Raw genomic sequence first — 17,465 nt, 5'->3', positions numbered from 1 at the left:
CATCGCCCGCCAAAAGCCGCGGCGGGACCAGCGATTGAAGCGGTTGTAGACGGTCGTGCGCGGACCATACGCGGCCGGGCAGTCGCGCCAGCGGCAGCCTGAGGTCAGCACGTGCAGGATGCCGGAGATGATTTGCCGATCATCGTTCCGCTCTGGCCCAGGCTGGTTCTTGGGCATGAACGGTTCCATCAGCGCCCACTGCTCATCCGAGAGCTAGAACAAGTCCGCCATCGTCGCCTCCGTGCTGCAAACAGCGGCTCTGAATCACAAAACCAGAACTCTCGCAACGTCTTGGTTCGGTTCACACCCTAGGGCGTTGTCGTGTCGGCGACTGTCAGTGATCAGGGCGCACGTGAGATCGACGTGGGCAGGCAGGGCACCTACGCGATACACTTGGCCACCACGTTCGAGGCTGCCTTGAAAGCTGAGTTTGGCCGCCTGTCATCAAACGGGAACACCGAGCCCTCTGGAGCGCTGAGGTCCGGAGTGTTGCAGAGGATGAGCATGAGCATCGAGTTGGCGTTCGTCACATACGCCACGAAACGGATCGCAGATCTCAGGGGCTCCATCGAGAAGATGGAGGCAGGCACCGTAAATATTATCGAGCAGGTGCCGGGTGAAGACCCGAAGGACACCACCAAGGATACCCTTGGTGCACAACGCGCAAAGCTCAAAGCCCTTGAAAGTTTGAAAGGACAAATCGAAGCCGGAGGTTCAGCTTAGTACGGTGCTCAGCCGCCTCCAAGGCGGCTGAGGCCACATCGGACGGCACGTTGGGGTAGATCGCGACTTCGGACGCGGATCACGTAGCGGTAAGTACAACGGCGGCGCCTAGTCTCTGTACGACTACGATGGAATAGACTAGCCATTTCGTAAGTTTTCGGATCTACCTAAAAATTAGTCTGGGGTATCGCGGTAAGTGGATCTACCTTCATTGGGGGTCAATAGGTCTGGGATTACGCCTAAACCAGCGTAAGCGAACTCGAAAATTAGTGTTGTATCAGAATCATTTCTGGAGGACCCTCCCGAATGGGTGGCCGGATGCCGTCCAGGCAAAACATGAGGAGGCGACATGAACGCCGTTACGGACCAGCAGCTGCACTCAACATTTGAGACATTAGCCAACGCTCCGCCCTCTGCTCAGATAGACTTCCTGTCATTAGATCCCTTTGCCACGGTGATTGAGATTCCCGTGAGTCAGCTTCTCTCCAACGACACGGACCCGGATGTAGGGGACGTCATTCGGCTTGTGTCCGTCGACGGAGGTGAGTCCGGCACTGCTGAGCTGGTGTCGGATGCATCGGGCCAGAGGGTGGTTTTCACATTACCCAAAGATTGGTCGTCGCTCTTGGATGGGCCGGCAGGTCCAGACAGCTTTAACGCGGCCTCGTTCGCGTACACGATCGAGGATAGCGCGGGTGCGACCAGCACCACGGGCGCCGTTATCTTCCCTACCTACTTCTACCTGACGGATCAGGATTTTACCTTGGCGGAAGATGCGAGTGTCGTGATCTTCGAGGGTGATCTCCGCGGCATCATCGTCGAGGGGCCTCAGCACGGGCACTTGGAAACGGTGTCTCTCGGCGAATACAATACCCGCTTCACTTACGTACCGGACCGGGATTACTTCGGCGCAGACAGCGTAGAGTTCGACCTTTTCGACCGCGGTTTCGATTTTACCCAGCCTCGTGCCCGGTTCGACTTTAACGTCACTCCCGTGGATGAGGCTAGCTATTTCCGAGGCACCACTGCCGCTGACGTCATCGACCAATCCTCGGCCACCTCACGGGTGCTGATCGCTGGTCTGGAGGGTAACGACACCCTTCGGGGTGGTGCCGGCAGTGATGCACTGAACGGTGGTGCTGGCAACGACATCATCACGGGCGCGGCCGGCAATGACAGCATCACGGGCGGTCTTGGTGCTGATCGCATGGGTGGCGGTGCGGGCAACGACACCTTCCACATCGCTCGCGGCGACCTCGCTGTGACGGGTGCCACCGACCTGATCGTGGACTTCCAAAGGGCAGGCCAGGCCGGGGGCGACGTGATCCGCTTCACGGGCTTTGCTGCGGGCTCGACGCTGGAACTGGTCGGCACCTCAGGCAACGCGCGGGTGTACGAGGTCCATGATACGGGGGGTGTAACGGAAGGACAGCTTCTCATCAGCGCAGGCGGTGCGCTGGGTCAGGTGCTGACCACGAACGACTACGCGTTCGCCTGAACCCTCGGACAGGGACCTGGCTTGGTCTGGGTCCCTTGCCACGCAGCGCCAAGATCCTGAAAGGCAACGTCCGCCTCGCCCATCACCCGCCCGAAAGTGGACAGGCAGAAGTCCTCCCTGGACGGTCATTCCAAGCCGCTCATCACCGGCATGCCTCGCAAAGGCTACGCCTGCGCCAAGTGCATAGCTTAATAGCGTCGGGTATCCGATTGTATTCCTGACATTCGATCTTCGCAAAATTTTCGGGAACCTTTCTGTTGGTGGCGGTGTCGGAAAAGGCTGACCGGAAATCTCCCAGCGCAAAAAACCTTCTCCTCATACCTGACAATAGGCTTGCTTTGATCATCATAGGATTTTGACCTGATCGCTTGGCTTACGACAGGTCTGCCCCTTTTAATCAACCAGTCTAAAGCCAAGCGACCGGGTCAAGCAGAAGCTGTGATGACGTCGACCAGGAGCCGGCGCGGCTCGCGAAATCCCGGATGATCCCGGATGATCCCGCCAATTATCTCTGACCGCCGCCAGTTAGCGATGACATGGCCAGCTCTGAACCCGGGTCCGGGACGGTTATCCGGCCGCTGTCCGGTCCGAGATCCGGCGCCCTGGTCCCGGCGCCCTGGTCTACGCCGCCGTACCGTCCGGGTCGCCCCGGGCGAGGGCGTTTCAGGCAACCGGTTCGAGCGCCCTGCCCCGCGCCGTGCCGAAGTGCGCGAAGCGTAAGCTCAAGGTCGGCAGGATCAGGAGGTTGAGCACCGTCGAGGTGGCGAGGCCGCCGAGGATGACGATGGCCATCGGACCCTCGATCTCGCGGCCGGGCTCGCCGGCCCCCAGCGCCAGGGGCAGGAGGCCGAGGCCGGTGACCAGGGACGTCATCAGGATCGGCACCATCCGGTCGGCGGCCCCGAGCACCGCGGTGTCCCGGTTCCAGGCCTGCCCCTCCTCCACCACGAGGTGCTCGTAATGAGCGATCATCATGATGGTGTTGCGCAGGGAGATCCCGAACAGGGTGACGAAGCCGACGATCGAGCCGAGCGACAGGACGGCGCCGGTGGCGAAGACGGCCAGCACCCCGCCCACGAAGGCAAAGGGCAGGTTGACCAGCACCAGCATCAAGTTGCGCAGGCTTCCCGTGACGATGGCCAGCAGCAGCACGATGCCGAGGCCGGCCAGCCCCGAATAGACCAGGAGGTCGCGCCTGGCCCGCGCCTGCGCCTCGGCCGAGCCGGCGAAGCTCACGTAGGTGCCGGGGGGCAGGGCCACCTCGCGGGCGATCTTGCGCTTGGCATCCGCGACGAAGCCGGCGACGTCGCGGCCCGTGACGTTGGCGGTGACCGCCTGGACCCGCTGCGCGCCCTCATGCTGCACCTGGTAGCGACCGGAGGTCTCGTAGATGTCCGCCACCTGGGCGAGGCGCACCACCCGGCCGCCGGAGCCGCGCAGGGGCAGGTCGCTCAAGGACGAGAGCCGGCCGCGCGTGGCCGAATCGAGGATGACCAGGACGTTGAACACCGCGTTGCCCGCATAGGTCTGGCCGACGATGTCGCCCTGGTAGGCGGTGCGCACCACTTCCATCACCTCGACGGCCGAGAGCCCCCAGTGGCGCAGGTCGTTGGGCCGCAGGCCGACATTGACCTGGGGGAGGCCGGCGGGAGAACTCTGCTGGATATCCGCCGCGCCCCGCACCTCGGCGAGTTCGCGGGCGATGTCGCGGGCGGTCGCCTCGATCGCCCCGAGATCGTTTCCGAAGACGTTGATCACCACCGGGGCGGTGAAGCCCGAGACCGTTTCCTCGATGCGCTCGGTGAGGAAGGTCTTGAGCGAGAAGGCGGCGCCGGGAAAGCCCGCCATCACGGCCCGGATGCGGGCCTCGGCCGCCCCCTGCCCCGCCCCGTCGAGGCCGGGTTCGAGGTCGATGTGGATCTCGCTGTAATGGGTGCCGGCGGTGTCCTGGCCGGCTTCGGCCCGGCCGATCTGCGACGCCACCGCCCGGATGCCCGGGATCGCCTTCAGTTCGGCGGTGATGCGGCTGCCGAGCCGCATGGATTCCTGCAGCGCGGTGCCGGGTGCGGCCGCCAGGTGCAGGATCAGGTGGCCCTCCTTGAGATCGGGCAGGAAGGTCGAGCCGAAGAACGGCACGACCGCGGCGCCCGACAGGGTGACGAGGAGGCCGCAGGCGATGACGAGGCGCGGGAAGCGGTCGATCCGGGTCAGCACGCGGGCATAGCTGCGCCGCGCGACGCGCATCACCGGCGGATCGCGCGTATCGGCCTCGCGGCGCCCGGTGAGCAAGCCCATCGCCAGCGCCGGGGTCACCGTGAGGGCAACGGCGAGCGAGGCCACCACCGCGAGGATGTAGGCGAGGCTCAGGGGGCCGAACAGCCGGCCGGCGATGCCGGAGAGCGCGAGCACCGGCAGGAACACCAGCAGCACCGCGATGGTGGCGTAAGCGACCGCCGTACGCACCTCCAGGATGGCGTCGAGGACCACCCTCCCCTCGGGCCGCGGGCCGCCGAGGCGGCGGTTCTCGCGCAGGCGCCGGACCACGTTCTCGACGCCGATCACCGCGTCGTCCACCACCTCGCCGATGGCGATGGCGAGACCGCCCAGCGTCATGGTGTTGAGGCTCTCGCCGAGCGCCTGGAGCGCCACCACGGCGGCGATGAGCGAGAGCGGGATCGCCAGCGCCGAGATCACGGCGGTGCGCCAGTCGTACAGGAAGACGAACAGCACCACGACCACCAGGATGCCGCCGAGCCCGAGGGCCTGGAGCACGTTGCCGTTGGCGATGGCGATGAAGTTGGCCGGGCGGAACAGGTCGGCGTGCAGGGTCACGCCGTCGCGCGCCAGGGAAGGGCGCAGGTCCTCCAGGGCCGCCTCGACCCGGGCGGTGACCGCCCGGGTGTTGGCGCCGTACTGAGCGCCCACCATGAGGAGCACGCCGGGCCGGCCGTCGACCAGGGCGGCGGAGATCGCCGGCTCGCCGGTGGCGACCACGGTGGCGACGTCGGCCAGGGTCACGCTGGCCCCGCCCTCGTTGATCAGCACGGTGCGGGAGACCGCCTCGGGGCTCAGCGACTGGCCGTCGGTCTGGAGGGCGATGCGCTGGTTCGGGGTATCGACGAAGCCGGCGCCGCGCACGCCCGTGGCCTTGCGCGCGGCGGCGAGCACGTCGTTGACCCCGATGTTGAAGCGCACGAGGTCGTTCGGGCGGATCTGCACCTGCAGCGAGCGCACCGCACCGCCGTAGACCGAGACCTGGCTGACGCCCGGTACGGCGAGCAGGCGCAGGCGGACCGTCCAGTCGGCGAGCGTCCGGAGGTCCATGTCGGAGCGCGTCTGCGTGGTCAGGCCGACCAGCAGCACCGTGCTGGTGGCGGAGGTGAGCGCCGTCATCGCCGGCGGCAGCACCCCTTGCGGCAGGCGGCCGGCCAGGGCGGTCAGCCGCTCGGTGACGAGCTGGCGCACCCGGTAGACGTCGCTGCCGGCCCCGAAGGTCACGGTGATCACCGACAGCCCCTGGATCGAACTCGAGCGCAGGGAGACCACCCCCGGCAGGCCGTTGACCGCCACCTCCACCGGCTGGGTCACCAGCACCTCGACCTGCTCGGGGTTGAGGCCGGGGGCCTCGGTCTGGATCACCACGGAGGGGGGCGCGAATTCCGGGAAGACGTCGTACTGGGCATCCGCCAGCACCACGAAGCCGTAGGCGGCCAGCGCCAGGCTGAGCGCCAGGACGATGCCGCGAAAGCGCACCGCGAAGGCGACCAGCGCCGCCTGGGGGCCGCGGGGTCCTTCGGGGCCGGAACCCGGCGCCTCAATCGTCATCGACGCCGCCCGAGACCTGCAGCTGGCTCTTCATCTCCTCGGACAGGAGCGCCTGCGCCCCCGAGAGCACGATCTCGGTGCCGCCGGGCAGATCCTCCACCACGTAGGCGTCGGCCGACATCGGCGTGTCGGCCTTCAGCCGGTGGCGGGCGAAGGCGTCGGGGCCGACCGCCCGGTAGATCCAGGCGGCCCCCTGCCAATGCACCACCGCGTCCTCGGGCACGCTCAGGCCCGTGACGCTGCGGTCGGCCGCCAGGAAGGCCAGCATGCTCATGCCGGGCAGGAAGCCGCTGTCGCCCGGCACGGTGTAGAAGAAACTCAGGCCCTGGATGCGCGGGTCCGTGCGGGTGGCGGGCGAGACGTAGGCCAGGGCCACCCGGGCGCTCTGGGGCGGCACCTCGGCGAAGGCCGCGGCCGGCGGCCCCTTCAGCGACTCCCCCGGCGGCAGGGTGACCTGGACCAGGAAGTCGGTCCGCTCGATCAGCCGGGTGACGATGGCCGAGCGCTCGACGATGGCCCGGCCGATCACCGGTCCCCATTCCTGCTGGGCGGTGGCCGAGAGGGTGCGCACCTGCGATTCTGCGGCCGCCAGCGCCGCCTGGTCGGTCTGGGCGGTGCCCCCGGCCGCCTCGACCTGCACGGTGGTGGCATAGGGGCCAAGGGTCCTGGCCCGCTGCAGGGCGCTGCGCGAGACGTCCGCACGGGCCTGGGCGGTCTGGAGCGCGGCCCGGGCGCTGGCATAGGCATTGGTCAGGTCGGTGACCCGGGCGAGGTCGAGGACGCTGCCATAGGCCTGCAACTCCTCCCGGTGGGCGGCCAGGGGACGGGCCTCGGTGACGAGGCCGATGCGGGCGCGCTCGGCGGCCGAGAGGCGCACCACGGTGCGGCCCTCCTCCACGGCGGTGCGCTGGGCCGGCAGGTGCGCGGGCTTCTCCGGCCCGGGGCGGGCCTGGAGGGCTTCGAGACGCTCGCGCAGCTCGCCGAGGAGGAGAGCGCCCTGCGGCGACACGGCGAGGCCGCCGAGACCGACCGCCAGGACGCCGACGAGGAGGAGGGATCGCCACGTCACCGGATGTCTCGCCCTCCCCCCTTGATCCGCGGTCGTATCGCCGCTGTGTTCCGCCCGGCATAACGGTGTTCACCCGCAGAGGGAATCGGCCTGCCGATCGATACCGGGGGATGGGTTCGGGCGCGGTTCCTCGCTTAGCCCCGGTTTCTTGCTTGGCCCCGGTTTCTCGCTTGGCCCCGGCTGTCGCCCCTGTTGATCACGAGGCGGCGGCCGCGGACGGATTTCGATGGCGGCGTTGCGCCGGACGGCCTGTCCCCGCGCGGCGGGGCGGGCTATCCCCCGGTCGCCGGCCGTGAGCCCGGTCGAGCCCAGGGAGATCCGCCCCATGTGCGTCCCGGAGACGCCCGCCGGACGCGCGGCCGAGCCCGCGGCCACGGCCTACCCGCTCCTCGTGTTCACGATGCTGCTCTGGGGCGGCAACGTGGTGGCGAGCAAGTGGGCGGCCGGCGAGGTCTCGCCCCAGGTGCTCACCTGCCTGCGCTGGGCCTTCGCCTGCCTCGCCCTGGCGTTGCCGGCCCGGGCCGGGCTCAAGGCGGAGTGGGGCCAGCTCAAACCCCACTGGCGTTCCGTTCTGCTGATGGGGGCCTGCGGCTACACCCTCTATGCCAGCCTGTTCTACGCCGCCGGCCTGTTCACCACCGGCATCAACATCGCCCTGTTCCAGGGGGCGATCCCCGTCCTGGTCATCCTCATCAATTACGGCGTCCACCGGGTGACGGTGACGGGCGCACAGGTCCTCGGCGTCGCCGTCACCCTGGCGGGCGCCGTGGTGGCGGCCACCCACGGCGACTGGCGGGTGCTGGCGACCTTCGCGTTCAACCGGGGCGACGTGCTGATGCTCCTCGCCTGCCTGCTCTATGCCGGCTACACCGTGGCGCTCGCCGGGAGGCCCAAGGTCTCGGGCCTGAGCTTCTTCACGGCTGTGGCGCTCTCCGCCCTCGTGACCTCCCTGCCGCCGCTCGCCGCCGAATGGGCCCTCGGCCACACCATCTGGCCGACGCCGAAGGGCTGGGCCATCGTGCTGTTCGTGGCGCTCGGCCCCTCGCTCCTCGCGCAGCTCGCCTTCATGCGCGGCGTCGAGCTGATCGGCCCGAACCGGGCCGGCCTGTTCGTCAACCTCGTGCCGATCTTCGGGGCCGGGCTCGCCATCCTGCTTGTGGGGGAGCCGTTCCGCTGGCACGAGGGCCTGGCGCTCGCCCTCGTCATCGGCGGCATCGCGATCGCGGAGCGGGTGGGGCGGCGGCGCTTGCGGTGAGGCGCCGACCGAGCCGCATCGGATGTCGCAGGTCGCGCGGCGAGATCGAAGGACGCGAGATTCAGCCGAGAACCTTCAATCCGTGCTTCTGGACGACGCTCAGCAGCTTGAGCGCCATCCCGCTGGGCCGCTTGCCGCCGGTTTCCCACTTTTCGAACGTGCTCTCGCTCGTATTCAGATAGCGCGCGAAGACAGGCTGGCTGACGTTGTTGGCCTCACGGATCTGCTTGATCTGGGCGGGCTCGATGTCACTCGGCACAGCCAAATGGCGCGCATCGAAGTCGCGCATCGTCGCCTTGTCGAGGGCACCGACCTTGTAAAGCATGGCCGCGGACGTGTGGATCGCCTCGGAGGCCGCGTTCCTGAACCTCGCTTTCGTCGCCATGACAAATCCCCATGTGGTTCTCGTCTGCAACGAATTCGGCAAGTTGCGTTTCGAGCTTCAGTAGGGGCAACCTCCACGACGCTGTCGACGCCGGGGTTTCTCCCCTACCCACCCCCGCCCGCCGGCCGGCGCAGCTCGAACCGAGTCTCCGATTCCGCCGTGAAGTAGTCGAAATAGCCGCCGCGCAGGAGCGGCCGCATGGCGCCGGTGTCGACGAGGCCGTCGCGGATGAAGCGGTCGTCGATGTAGATCGAGACCACCTGCCCGATCACCAGGAAGTGGGAGGCGTCGCTGCCGTCGAGCGGCGTGAGCGGCACGGTCTGCAGCCACTTGCACTCCAGGGCGGCCGGCGATTCGGCGACCCGGGGCGGACGCACCTTTCGCGATGGCGCCGGGGTCAGGCCCGCGAAGGCGAATTCGCTCTCCCCGCGGGGCAGGGGCGCCGAGGTGGCGTTCACCGCTTCGCGCAGGTCGTAGGTCGCGAGGTTGCAGACGAACTCGCCGCCCTCCTCCGCGAAGGTCATGGCGTCCTTGCGCCCGGACGAGGAGAACATGACCATGTCGGGGCCGGCCGCCACCGCGTTGAAGTACGAGTAGGGCGCGAGGTTCACCGCGCCGTCGCGGTTCATCGCGCTGATCCAGCCGATGGGGCGCGGGGCCACCAGGGCCTTCAGCGGGTTGTGGGGCAGGCCCTTGGTCTCGGCGTCGTAATGCATGGCTGCGCCCTCAGAGCCGGGTGACGATGTCGGCGAGCGCCGGCCGGGGCCGGTCGGGCGGCACCTCCTGCGGGCGGCCGATATGGATGAAGCCGGCGAGCCGCTCGCGGGGCTCCAGGCCGAGAACGTCGAGGATGCGGCGGTCGTAGGCGAACCACTCGGTCAGCCAGGCCGTGGCGAAGCCCGCGGCGTTGGCGGCGACCACGAGGTTCATCGAGACCGCACCCGCCGACAGCACCTGCTCCCATTCGGGAATCTTGATGTGCGGACCGGCCCGCGACACCACCGCCACCACCAGGGGGGCGAGCGCGAGGCGGTTGCGCTCGAGGTCGAGGCGGACGGCGTCGGCCTCCGGATGGTCGGCGGCGTAGGCCTCGGCGATGGTGGCGCCGATGCGGGTGCGGGCCTCGCCCGCGATCACCAGGAAGCGCCAGGGCGCCAGCTTGCCATGGTCCGGCACCCGCGACGCGAGGGTGAGGATCGTGTCCAGTTCGGCCGGATTCGGGCCGGGCTCCTCCAGGCGGAGCGGCGGAACCGAGCGACGGGTGCGCAGGAGATCGAGGGTGGCGTTCATGGGACCCTTGTGGTGAAATCCGCCGGACGAAACGGGGGCCACGGGGCGGGGCCGCCGCGCACACGCGATTCTGGCCTTGCCGCCGCCATCTTGGCCCCGCCATGGTCCGGCTCCGGGCGCGACGCCTCATGACGGATCGAGAGATGGCGCCGCTCGGCGCGAGATTCGAGACATGGCGCCTCGGCGCCGGATTGGCAACGCCGCGCCGGGCGCGGAGGAGTGACGGATGGTACGGGCTGGAAACCGGTGGGGTCTTCTGAGCGGCGCCCTCCTGATCGTCGCCGCGCTGCCCGCCGGCGCCCAGGACGGCAACGCCTTTCACAACCGCATCGGGCCCAACCTCCCCTCCCCCTCGATGTCGGACCCGTCCGTGCCACCGCTGCCCGAGATGGCGAGCGCGGCCCTGAACCTGACGGCGGTGTTCGCCGGTGGCGACAAGCCGCTGCGCTCGGGGCTGGCCTGGCGCATCTACGAGGACCGGCCGGACGGGGCCAAGCCCGGCATCGTCGCCCGCTCCGAGGCGGCCGAGCCGAGTTTCACCCTGCCGCCCGGCAGTTACGTCGCCACCGTCACCTACGGCTATGCCAGCGCCTCGCGCCGCATCGCGATGGCGGGCCAGCCCGTCGCCGAACAGCTCAAGGTCAGCGCCGGGGCACTGAGGCTGTCCGGCGCCATCGGTGACGTGAAGCTCAGCGCCGACCAGCTCGCCTTCTCGGTCTTCGTGCCGATCGGGACGAATTCCGAGGGGCGCCTCGTGCGCAGCGGCGTCAAGGCCGGGGAACTCCTGCGCCTGCCCGAGGGCACCTACCACGTGGTCTCGACCTATGGCGGCTCGAACGCGATCCAGCGCGCCGACCTCAAGGTGGAGAACGGCAAGGTCACGGACGCCACCCTCAACCACCGGGCCGCCACCCTGACCCTGAAGCTGGTGGCGGCCGAGGGCGCCGAGGCCTTCGCCGGCACCGCCTTCAGTGTGCTGACGCCGGGCGGCGACACCATCCGCGAGGCCATCGGCGCCTTCCCGCAGGTGACCCTGGCGGAGGGCGACTACGTTCTGATCGCCCGCCACGACGGGCAGGTCTACACCCGCGAGTTCAAGGTCGAGAGCGGCCTGAACCGCGACGTCGAGGTCCTCGCCAAAGCCGGCTGAGGCGAAACGTCCGGAGGGACATCGCACGGATGACGCGACTGGCGATCGGCGCCCTCACCCTGCTCCTGGCAATGAGTCCGGCCCGCGCCGAGGTCACGGACGGCTCCGACCGGGAGATCGGTCCGGACATCACCGGCCGGGTGATCGCGCTGCTCGGCCAGGGGCTGAAGCATCCCGCCGCCGCCCGCTACAGCGGGCTTCGCGCCGGTCGCGCGGGGGCTGTCTGCGGCGCGGTCGACACCCCCAACCGCATGGGCAACCCGGTCGGACCCCGCCGCTTCGTCGCCGACCTCGCGGCGGGCATCGCCGGTATCGTTCCGGACGGGCCGGAACTGCGCAAGCCGGCGACGCCGCAGGATTACGCGGCCATGCAGCGCATCCTGGCCCTCTACGCGGCCAATTGCGCCACCTGATCCGGGCCTCTCCGGACAACATGGGCCGGAGGGAGCCGGACAGACTTCCGAGGCTTTCGTTTGTCGTGTCGGGATAGCCGGTTGCCCCTGATCCCTGACAAACGCTACGGCGTCGGCGCCTCGCCGTGCTGGGCGTCGAGGGCGACGTTCGCGCTCGGCACGGTCTCGGCCACCGCATCCGCCCGGATGCGGTCCGGCGCGGTCGCCTCCGCCACCAGGGCCGCCAGGGTCTCGTCGAGGCCGCCGGTGCGGGTGTGCTGGCTGCCCAGGCGCCGCACCGAGACCGTGCGCTCCTCGCCCTCCTTGCGGCCGACGACGAGCATCACCGGCACCTTGGCCAGCGAATGCTCGCGGACCTTGTAGTTGATCTTCTCGTTGCGCAGGTCCGCCTCCACCCGCAGGCCCAGACGGGTCGCGGCGGCGACCACCTCGCGGGCGTAGGGGTCGGCGTCCCCCGTGATGGTGGCGACCACCACCTGCACGGGCGCCAGCCAGAGCGGGAAATGCCCGGCGAAATGCTCGATCAGAATTCCGGTGAAGCGCTCCAGGGAGCCGCAGATGGCGCGGTGGACCATGACCGGGGGCTTCTTGCCGCTCTCGGCATCGACGTAGAAGGCGCCGAAGCGCTCCGGCAGGTTGAAGTCGACCTGCGTCGTGCCACATTGCCAGTCGCGCCCGATGGCGTCGCGCAGCACATATTCGAATTTCGGCCCGTAGAAGGCGCCCTCCCCCGGGTTGATCGCGGTCCTGATCCGGCCGCCGGACTGCTCCTCGATCTGAGAGAGGACGCGCGTCATCACCTCCTCGGCATGGTCCCAGAGCGCGTCCGAGCCGACCCGCTTCTCCGGCCGGGTCGAGAGCTTCACCACGATCTCGCCGAAGCCGAAATCGGCATAGGTGGAGAGGATCAGGTCGTTGATCTTCAGGCACTCGTCGGCGAGCTGGTCCTCGGTGCAGAAGATGTGGGCGTCGTCCTGGGTGAAGCCGCGCACCCGCATCAGGCCGTGCATGGCGCCCGAGGGCTCGTAGCGGTGGACCACGCCGAACTCGGCCATGCGTAAGGGAAGGTCGCGGTAGGATTTCAGGCCGTGCTTGAAGATCATCACGTGGCCGGGGCAGTTCATGGGCTTGAGCGCGAACCAGCGCTTGTCCTCGGCCTCGTCGCCGGCGCTCTGGGCCGCGAACATGTTTTCACGATACCAGCCCCAGTGGCCGGAGGTCTCCCACAGGGCCTTGTCGAGGATCTGGGGAGCGTTGACCTCCTGGTAGTCGCCGCGCAGGCGCCGGCGCATGTAGGCGATCAGCTCCTGGAACACGGTCCAGCCCTTGGCGTGCCAGAACACGACGCCCGGCCCCTCCTCCTGGAAGTGGAACAGGTCCATCTCCCGCCCCAGGCGCCGGTGGTCGCGGCGCTCGGCCTCCTCCAGGCGGTGCAGGTAGGCGTCGAGGTCTTCCTTCGAGGCCCAGGCGGTGCCGTAGATGCGGGTCAGCATCGGGTTGTTGGAATCGCCCCGCCAGTAGGCGCCCGCCACCTTCATCAGCTTGAAGGCGGTGCCGACCTTGCCGGTCGAGGTCATGTGCGGGCCGCGGCAGAGGTCGAACCAATCGCCCTGGCGGTAGACCTTGAGGTCCTCGCCGGGCGGGATCGCGTCCACGAGTTCGACCTTGTAGGCCTCGCCCTTCTCGGCGAAGAGCGCGCGGATGTCGTCGCGCTTCCAGACCTCCTTGGTGAAGGGGGCGTCGCGCGCGATGAGCTCGCGCATCTTCGCCTCGATCTTCGGAAAATCCTCGGGCGTGAACGGCTCGTCCCGGGCGAAGTCGTAGTAGAACCCGTTCTCGATCACCGGCCCGATGGTGACCTGCGTGCCCGGCCACAGGGCCTGCACCGCCTCCGCCAGCACGTGGGCGCAATCGTGCCGGATCAGCTCGAGGCTGCGCGCGTCGGTGCGGTCGAGGAACTCGATGCGGGCGTCCTGCGCGATGAGGTCGTCGAGGTCGCGCACGGTGCCGTCGAGCGCCATGGCGACGGTGCGCTTGGCCAGGGATTTGGCGATGCCCTCGACGACGGCGCGGCCGGTGATCGCGGCCTCGTAGCTGCGGGTGTTGCCGTCGGGGAAGGTCAGGGTCGGCATGGCCGAAGGCTCCTTGGAAGGCTCACTCCTGCGTACGCGGCAGGTAAGCGGGGCATGGCTGGTGGGGAGATGGCTGGTGGAGAGATGGCTGATGGGGGGATGGCAGCGGGATCGGGCAAGCGGGATCGGGGAAGCAGGTTCTGGGCGGGCCCCGTAAGGTGCGCCGCGTCGGGCCGTTTAGACCTATTCCGGGCGTGAAGGAACGCGAATTCGCGCGTCCGGGAGCAGGAGACCCCGACAGGACCGCCAAGCCGGGCCGGCGCCGGCCCGCACGGCTCCCGTCCCGGTCGCTGACAATCGCCAGCGATCCTCAATCACCCGTGCGGTGTCGTGCCGGCCGATCAATTGACAAAGGCCGCTTGCGCCGACTTCTGCTGACGGATGGCCTTCCGTTAAGCGCGGTCGAGACCAGCAACGAAATCCAGAAAATCAGACAAGAGCCGGCCCCTCGGGGCAAAAAGGGCTTTCGCCGGGAGATACGTTCATGCCGAGCCCCGTACCGACGGCGCACCCCGAGGGCGTCGCGATCACCACGACGGCCCACCTGCCGGGGGTCCAGACCGGGACACGATTCTGGCCGCAGGGCTGGTGGCGTCTCGTCGACCTGCAGATCGGCATCATCCCGCTGCCGGTCTACCTCATCCTGGTGGCGCTGCTCTGGGTGCTGACCTCGGAGGGCGAGATCAAGGCCGACGCGCCGACGATGATCGCCGTTCTGGTCCTCGGCGGCTTCACCTGCGCGGAGATCGGCAAGCGCCTGCCGGTCCTGCGCCAGATCGGGGCGGGGGCGATCTTCGCCACCTTCATCCCGTCGGCGCTGGTCTATTACCAACTGATCCCGGGCTCGATCGTCAAGGCGATCACCGACTTCACCAAGTTCACCAACTTTCTCTACCTCTATATCGCGGCGATCATCGTCGGCAGCATCCTGGGCATGGACCGGACGGTGCTGGTCAAGGGCTTCCTCAAGATCTTCGTCCCCCTCGGGCTCGGGTCCCTGGCGGCGGGCTGCGTCGGCACGCTCGTGGGCACCCTGCTGGGGCTCGGGGCGCACCACACCTTCTTCTTCATCGTGGTGCCCATCATGGCCGGCGGCGTCGGCGAGGGCGCGATCCCGCTCTCCATCGGCTACGGCAACATCCTCGGCCTGCCCGAGGGCGACGTCTTCGCGCAGGTGCTGCCGGTCGTGATGCTGGGCAGCCTCACGGCGATCATCCTGGCCGGCACCCTCAACTGGGTGGGCAAGCGCAAGCCGCATCTCACCGGCGAGGGCCGCCTGCAACCCGACACCGAGAACGACATGCAGGCGCGGGCGCCCGTGGAGACCGGCCCCATCGACGCCGCCACGGTGGCGGCGGCCGGCCTCACGGCGGTGACGCTCTACCTGCTCGGCGTGATGTGCCACCACCTCACCGGCCTGCCCGCCCCCGTGGCGATGCTGTTCCTGGCCGTGCTGGCCAAGCTCGCCAGCGCGGTCTCGCCCCGGCTCCAGGCCGGTGGCTTCATCGTCTACAAATTCGTGCAGGTCGGCATGACCTACCCGCTGCTCTTCGCCATCGGCGTCTCGCTGACGCCCTGGGACAAGCTGGTGGCGGCCTTCACGATTCCGAACCTCATCACCATCGTGGCCACCGTCGTCACCCTGATGGGAACGGGCTACCTCGTCGGTCGCCGCCTCGGCATGTATCCGATCGAGACCGCGATCGTGAACGCCTGCCACAGCGGCCAGGGCGGCACCGGCGACGTGGCGATCCTCACCGCCGCCAACCGCATGGCGCTGATGCCCTTCGCCCAGATCGCCACCCGCATCGGCGGCGCCCTCACGGTGACGGGGACGCTGGTATTGCTGAAGTGGATCACGAAGGTCGGGTAGGCACGGCCTCCTCCCCGATCGCCTCGCAGGCGAACGGCGAGGGCGGCGCGTTCACGCCGCGCCAGCGGCCGTAGCGCCACGGGGTCAATCCGGTGGCGCGCGCCGGCAGGGACTCCGGCACCAAGTCGATGCCGTGGGTGCCGAGGGGACCGCAGCGGCAGATACGGGCGAACCCGATCCAGCCGCCTGCCCAGAGCCCGTGCCGCTGGATCGCCTCGTCGGTGTAGGTCGAGCACGAGGGCCAGTGCCGGCACTGGCGGCCGATCAGGCTCGACAGGGTGAGCTGATAGGCGCGGATCGCCCCGTGGGCGACGCGGCGGAGCCGCATGCTATTCGGCCGCCACCGCGCCGGCCTCGATCCGGTCGAGGGCCTCGACCACCGCGTCGAAGGTCAGCAGCGTCGAGGCGTGGCGAGCCTTGAAGTCGCGCACCGGCTCCAGCACGGCGAAGTCGGCCCAGGGGCCGCCGGGCGCGGGGCCGCCCTCCTTGAGCATCCGCCGCATCGCGGCGCGGACCTCGCGTAGCTCCTCCGCCCGCGCCCCGACCACGTGGCGGGCCATCAGCGAGGACGAGGCCTGGCCGAGAGCGCAGGCCTTCACCTCGTGCGCGAAGTCGGTGACCGTGCCGTCCCGCACCGCGAGGTCCACCGTGACGGTGGAGCCGCAGAGCTTCGAATGCGCGGTGGCGCTGGCATCCGGAGCGTCCAGGCGGCCGAGACGCGGGATATCGGCGGCCAGTTCGAGAATGCGACGGTTGTAGATGTCGTCGAGCATGGACTTTCGATCCTCTGGCCGTTCCGCCGGGACGACCGGGCGCGAAGCCGGCTTCCAATCCCGGAGATCTGATCCGCGCGGCCTGCATTGCGCGACGGCGCGATAACGACGATATAGGCCCCCACGCACCGTTTCGCGAGGAGGCGGCTCGTCGACCCGGGGCGCGCCCACGGCCAGGGTCGCGCCACGACAGGCGGCACCGTCCGGGCATCGGTCCATCTTACCCGACGGCCCATGGTTCGACGATGTACGCAAAGCCTGACAGCCACCCGATGACGACCCGGATCGCCCGGGCGGAAGATGCCATGGATGCCGCGCTCAAGTCCCTTTCCTACCGCCTGACCGAGACGGAGGAATCCGGGATGGAACCGACCCGCCAGAACGGCGCCCTCAACGCCATGCGCAACGACAACGCGCGCGGCCAAGCCCCTGCGCCCGAACCCGCTCCCGAGATCGCGCCTCTGCCCGCCTCCGCCCAGCGGGTGCCCGACGCCATCGCCACCGGCCGTCCCAGCCGCGAAGAGGCCGAGGCCGCCGTGCGCACGCTGCTGCGCTGGGCCGGCGACGACCCGAACCGCGAGGGCCTGCGCGACACCCCGGCCCGGGTGGCGAAGGCCTATGGCCAGATCTTCGGCGGCTACGCCCAGGATGCCGACGCGCTCCTCGAGCGGGTCTTCGAGGAGGTTGAGGGCTATTCGGACATCGTTCTGGTGCGCGACATCCCGTTCTATTCCCATTGCGAGCACCACATGGTGCCCTTCATGGGGCTGGCGCACATCGCCTATTACCCGACTAAGGGCGTGGTCGGCCTGTCGAAGCTCGCCCGCGTGGTCGACACCTTCGCCCGCCGCCTGCAGACCCAGGAGACCATGACGGCGCAGATCGCCGACGTGATCGAGAGCATCCTCAAACCCCGCGGCATCGCCGTGATGGTCGAGGCCGAGCATCTCTGCATGGCGATGCGCGGCGTCCAGAAGGCCGGCGTCTCCACCATCACCACCCAATTCCGGGGCGCCTTCCGCAACGATGCCAACGAGCAGGTGCGCTTCCTCACCCTCGTGCGCAACAAGTCCTGAGCC

General features: G+C 68.8%; 15 protein-coding genes and 1 pseudogene. 7 read left to right on the top strand and 9 right to left on the bottom strand.

The features are described from left to right. A pseudogene (locus tag ASF60_RS13405) lies at positions 1-231 on the bottom strand (transposase); the annotation flags it as partial. Between the two features lie 90 nt (positions 232-321). On the opposite strand from ASF60_RS13405, the gene ASF60_RS13400 reads away from it, so the two are divergent. Then, positions 322-723 (top strand): hypothetical protein, encoded by a 402-nt coding sequence (locus ASF60_RS13400; protein WP_156634086.1) that lies wholly within the window; start codon positions 322-324, stop codon positions 721-723. A gap of 349 nt (positions 724-1,072) precedes the next feature. Next, a complete protein-coding gene (locus ASF60_RS26025; RefSeq protein WP_056185515.1) occupies positions 1,073-2,221 on the top strand; it encodes an Ig-like domain-containing protein in 1,149 nt (382 codons plus the stop codon). 663 nt (positions 2,222-2,884) lie between these two features. Here the strand turns inward: ASF60_RS26025 and ASF60_RS13390 are convergent. Both ASF60_RS13390 and ASF60_RS13385 read right to left on the bottom strand, forming a co-directional pair. Further along, positions 2,885-6,046, bottom strand: a complete 3,162-nt coding sequence (locus ASF60_RS13390) for an efflux RND transporter permease subunit (RefSeq protein ID WP_056185511.1) — start codon at positions 6,044-6,046, stop codon at positions 2,885-2,887. Next, complete coding sequence (locus ASF60_RS13385) at positions 6,036-7,115, bottom strand: efflux RND transporter periplasmic adaptor subunit (protein WP_056185506.1); 1,080 nt, start codon at positions 7,113-7,115, stop codon at positions 6,036-6,038. Before ASF60_RS13385 ends, ASF60_RS13390 begins: the two co-directional genes overlap by 11 nt. 325 nt (positions 7,116-7,440) lie before the next feature. Here ASF60_RS13385 and ASF60_RS13380 point away from each other — a divergent pair, with 325 nt between their 5' ends. Continuing rightward, complete coding sequence (locus ASF60_RS13380; protein ID WP_056185503.1) at positions 7,441-8,370, top strand: DMT family transporter; 930 nt, start codon at positions 7,441-7,443, stop codon at positions 8,368-8,370. Between the two features lie 61 nt (positions 8,371-8,431). Here ASF60_RS13380 and ASF60_RS13375 read toward each other — a convergent pair whose 3' ends face one another. The 3 genes from ASF60_RS13375 to ASF60_RS13365 all read right to left on the bottom strand — a co-directional run bounded on the left by ASF60_RS13375 (position 8,432) and on the right by ASF60_RS13365 (position 10,045). After that, positions 8,432-8,755 carry a helix-turn-helix domain-containing protein gene (locus tag ASF60_RS13375; protein WP_056185500.1) on the bottom strand — a complete coding sequence of 108 codons (324 nt, stop codon included), beginning with the start codon at positions 8,753-8,755 and terminating at the stop codon, positions 8,432-8,434. 104 nt (positions 8,756-8,859) lie between these two features. Beyond that, complete coding sequence (locus ASF60_RS13370) at positions 8,860-9,471, bottom strand: flavin reductase family protein (RefSeq protein ID WP_056185496.1); 612 nt, start codon at positions 9,469-9,471, stop codon at positions 8,860-8,862. A 10-nt stretch (positions 9,472-9,481) separates the two neighbouring features. Continuing rightward, positions 9,482-10,045: a nitroreductase family protein gene (locus ASF60_RS13365; protein WP_056185493.1), complete on the bottom strand. Its 564-nt coding sequence runs from the start codon at positions 10,043-10,045 to the stop codon at positions 9,482-9,484. Between the two features lie 226 nt (positions 10,046-10,271). Here ASF60_RS13365 and ASF60_RS13360 point away from each other — a divergent pair, with 226 nt between their 5' ends. Both ASF60_RS13360 and ASF60_RS13355 read left to right on the top strand, forming a co-directional pair. Next, on the top strand, positions 10,272-11,195 hold the full coding sequence (locus ASF60_RS13360; protein ID WP_056185490.1) for a hypothetical protein: 924 nt from the start codon (positions 10,272-10,274) through the stop codon (positions 11,193-11,195). A gap of 29 nt (positions 11,196-11,224) precedes the next feature. Beyond that, positions 11,225-11,608, top strand: a complete 384-nt coding sequence (locus ASF60_RS13355) for a hypothetical protein (protein ID WP_056185487.1) — start codon at positions 11,225-11,227, stop codon at positions 11,606-11,608. A 104-nt stretch (positions 11,609-11,712) separates the two neighbouring features. Here ASF60_RS13355 and thrS read toward each other — a convergent pair whose 3' ends face one another. Further along, on the bottom strand, positions 11,713-13,740 hold the full coding sequence (gene thrS, locus ASF60_RS13350; protein ID WP_056185484.1) for a threonine--tRNA ligase: 2,028 nt from the start codon (positions 13,738-13,740) through the stop codon (positions 11,713-11,715). A 484-nt stretch (positions 13,741-14,224) separates the two neighbouring features. Here thrS and ASF60_RS13345 point away from each other — a divergent pair, with 484 nt between their 5' ends. Beyond that, positions 14,225-15,613: a 2-hydroxycarboxylate transporter family protein gene (locus ASF60_RS13345; protein WP_082507945.1), complete on the top strand. Its 1,389-nt coding sequence runs from the start codon at positions 14,225-14,227 to the stop codon at positions 15,611-15,613. Here the strand turns inward: ASF60_RS13345 and yidD are convergent. Then, a complete protein-coding gene (gene yidD / locus ASF60_RS13340) occupies positions 15,597-15,941 on the bottom strand; it encodes a membrane protein insertion efficiency factor YidD (protein ID WP_056185482.1) in 345 nt (114 codons plus the stop codon). The genes ASF60_RS13345 and yidD overlap by 17 nt on opposite strands. A gap of 1 nt (position 15,942) precedes the next feature. Further along, positions 15,943-16,386 carry an iron-sulfur cluster assembly scaffold protein gene (locus ASF60_RS13335; RefSeq protein ID WP_056185479.1) on the bottom strand — a complete coding sequence of 148 codons (444 nt, stop codon included), beginning with the start codon at positions 16,384-16,386 and terminating at the stop codon, positions 15,943-15,945. 245 nt (positions 16,387-16,631) lie between these two features. Between ASF60_RS13335 and folE the strand changes: the two genes are divergently transcribed. Beyond that, positions 16,632-17,462, top strand: a complete 831-nt coding sequence (folE, locus tag ASF60_RS13330; RefSeq protein ID WP_056185477.1) for a GTP cyclohydrolase I FolE — start codon at positions 16,632-16,634, stop codon at positions 17,460-17,462. Positions 17,463-17,465: the final 3 nt, after the last annotated feature.

It is taken from the genome of Methylobacterium sp. Leaf113 (assembly GCF_001423325.1).
Taxonomy (GTDB): domain Bacteria; phylum Pseudomonadota; class Alphaproteobacteria; order Rhizobiales; family Beijerinckiaceae; genus Methylobacterium.
This window is presented reverse-complemented; position numbering and strand designations above follow the sequence as displayed.

Bases quoted from the DNA above. Each gene is read 5' to 3' on its own strand.
- ASF60_RS26025 (WP_056185515.1), top strand. From the start codon at position 1,073: ATGAACGCCGTTACGGACCAGCAGCTGCACTCAACATTTGAGACATTA.
- ASF60_RS13390 (WP_056185511.1), bottom strand. From the start codon at position 6,046: ATGACGATTGAGGCGCCGGGTTCCGGCCCCGAAGGACCCCGCGGCCCC.
- ASF60_RS13380 (WP_056185503.1), top strand. From the start codon at position 7,441: ATGTGCGTCCCGGAGACGCCCGCCGGACGCGCGGCCGAGCCCGCGGCC.
- ASF60_RS13375 (WP_056185500.1), bottom strand. From the start codon at position 8,755: ATGGCGACGAAAGCGAGGTTCAGGAACGCGGCCTCCGAGGCGATCCAC.
- ASF60_RS13370 (WP_056185496.1), bottom strand. From the start codon at position 9,471: ATGCATTACGACGCCGAGACCAAGGGCCTGCCCCACAACCCGCTGAAG.
- ASF60_RS13365 (WP_056185493.1), bottom strand. From the start codon at position 10,045: ATGAACGCCACCCTCGATCTCCTGCGCACCCGTCGCTCGGTTCCGCCG.
- ASF60_RS13360 (WP_056185490.1), top strand. From the start codon at position 10,272: ATGGTACGGGCTGGAAACCGGTGGGGTCTTCTGAGCGGCGCCCTCCTG.
- ASF60_RS13355 (WP_056185487.1), top strand. From the start codon at position 11,225: ATGACGCGACTGGCGATCGGCGCCCTCACCCTGCTCCTGGCAATGAGT.
- thrS (WP_056185484.1), bottom strand. From the start codon at position 13,740: ATGCCGACCCTGACCTTCCCCGACGGCAACACCCGCAGCTACGAGGCC.
- ASF60_RS13345 (WP_082507945.1), top strand. From the start codon at position 14,225: ATGCCGAGCCCCGTACCGACGGCGCACCCCGAGGGCGTCGCGATCACC.
- yidD (WP_056185482.1), bottom strand. From the start codon at position 15,941: ATGCGGCTCCGCCGCGTCGCCCACGGGGCGATCCGCGCCTATCAGCTC.
- ASF60_RS13335 (WP_056185479.1), bottom strand. From the start codon at position 16,386: ATGCTCGACGACATCTACAACCGTCGCATTCTCGAACTGGCCGCCGAT.
- folE (WP_056185477.1), top strand. From the start codon at position 16,632: ATGTACGCAAAGCCTGACAGCCACCCGATGACGACCCGGATCGCCCGG.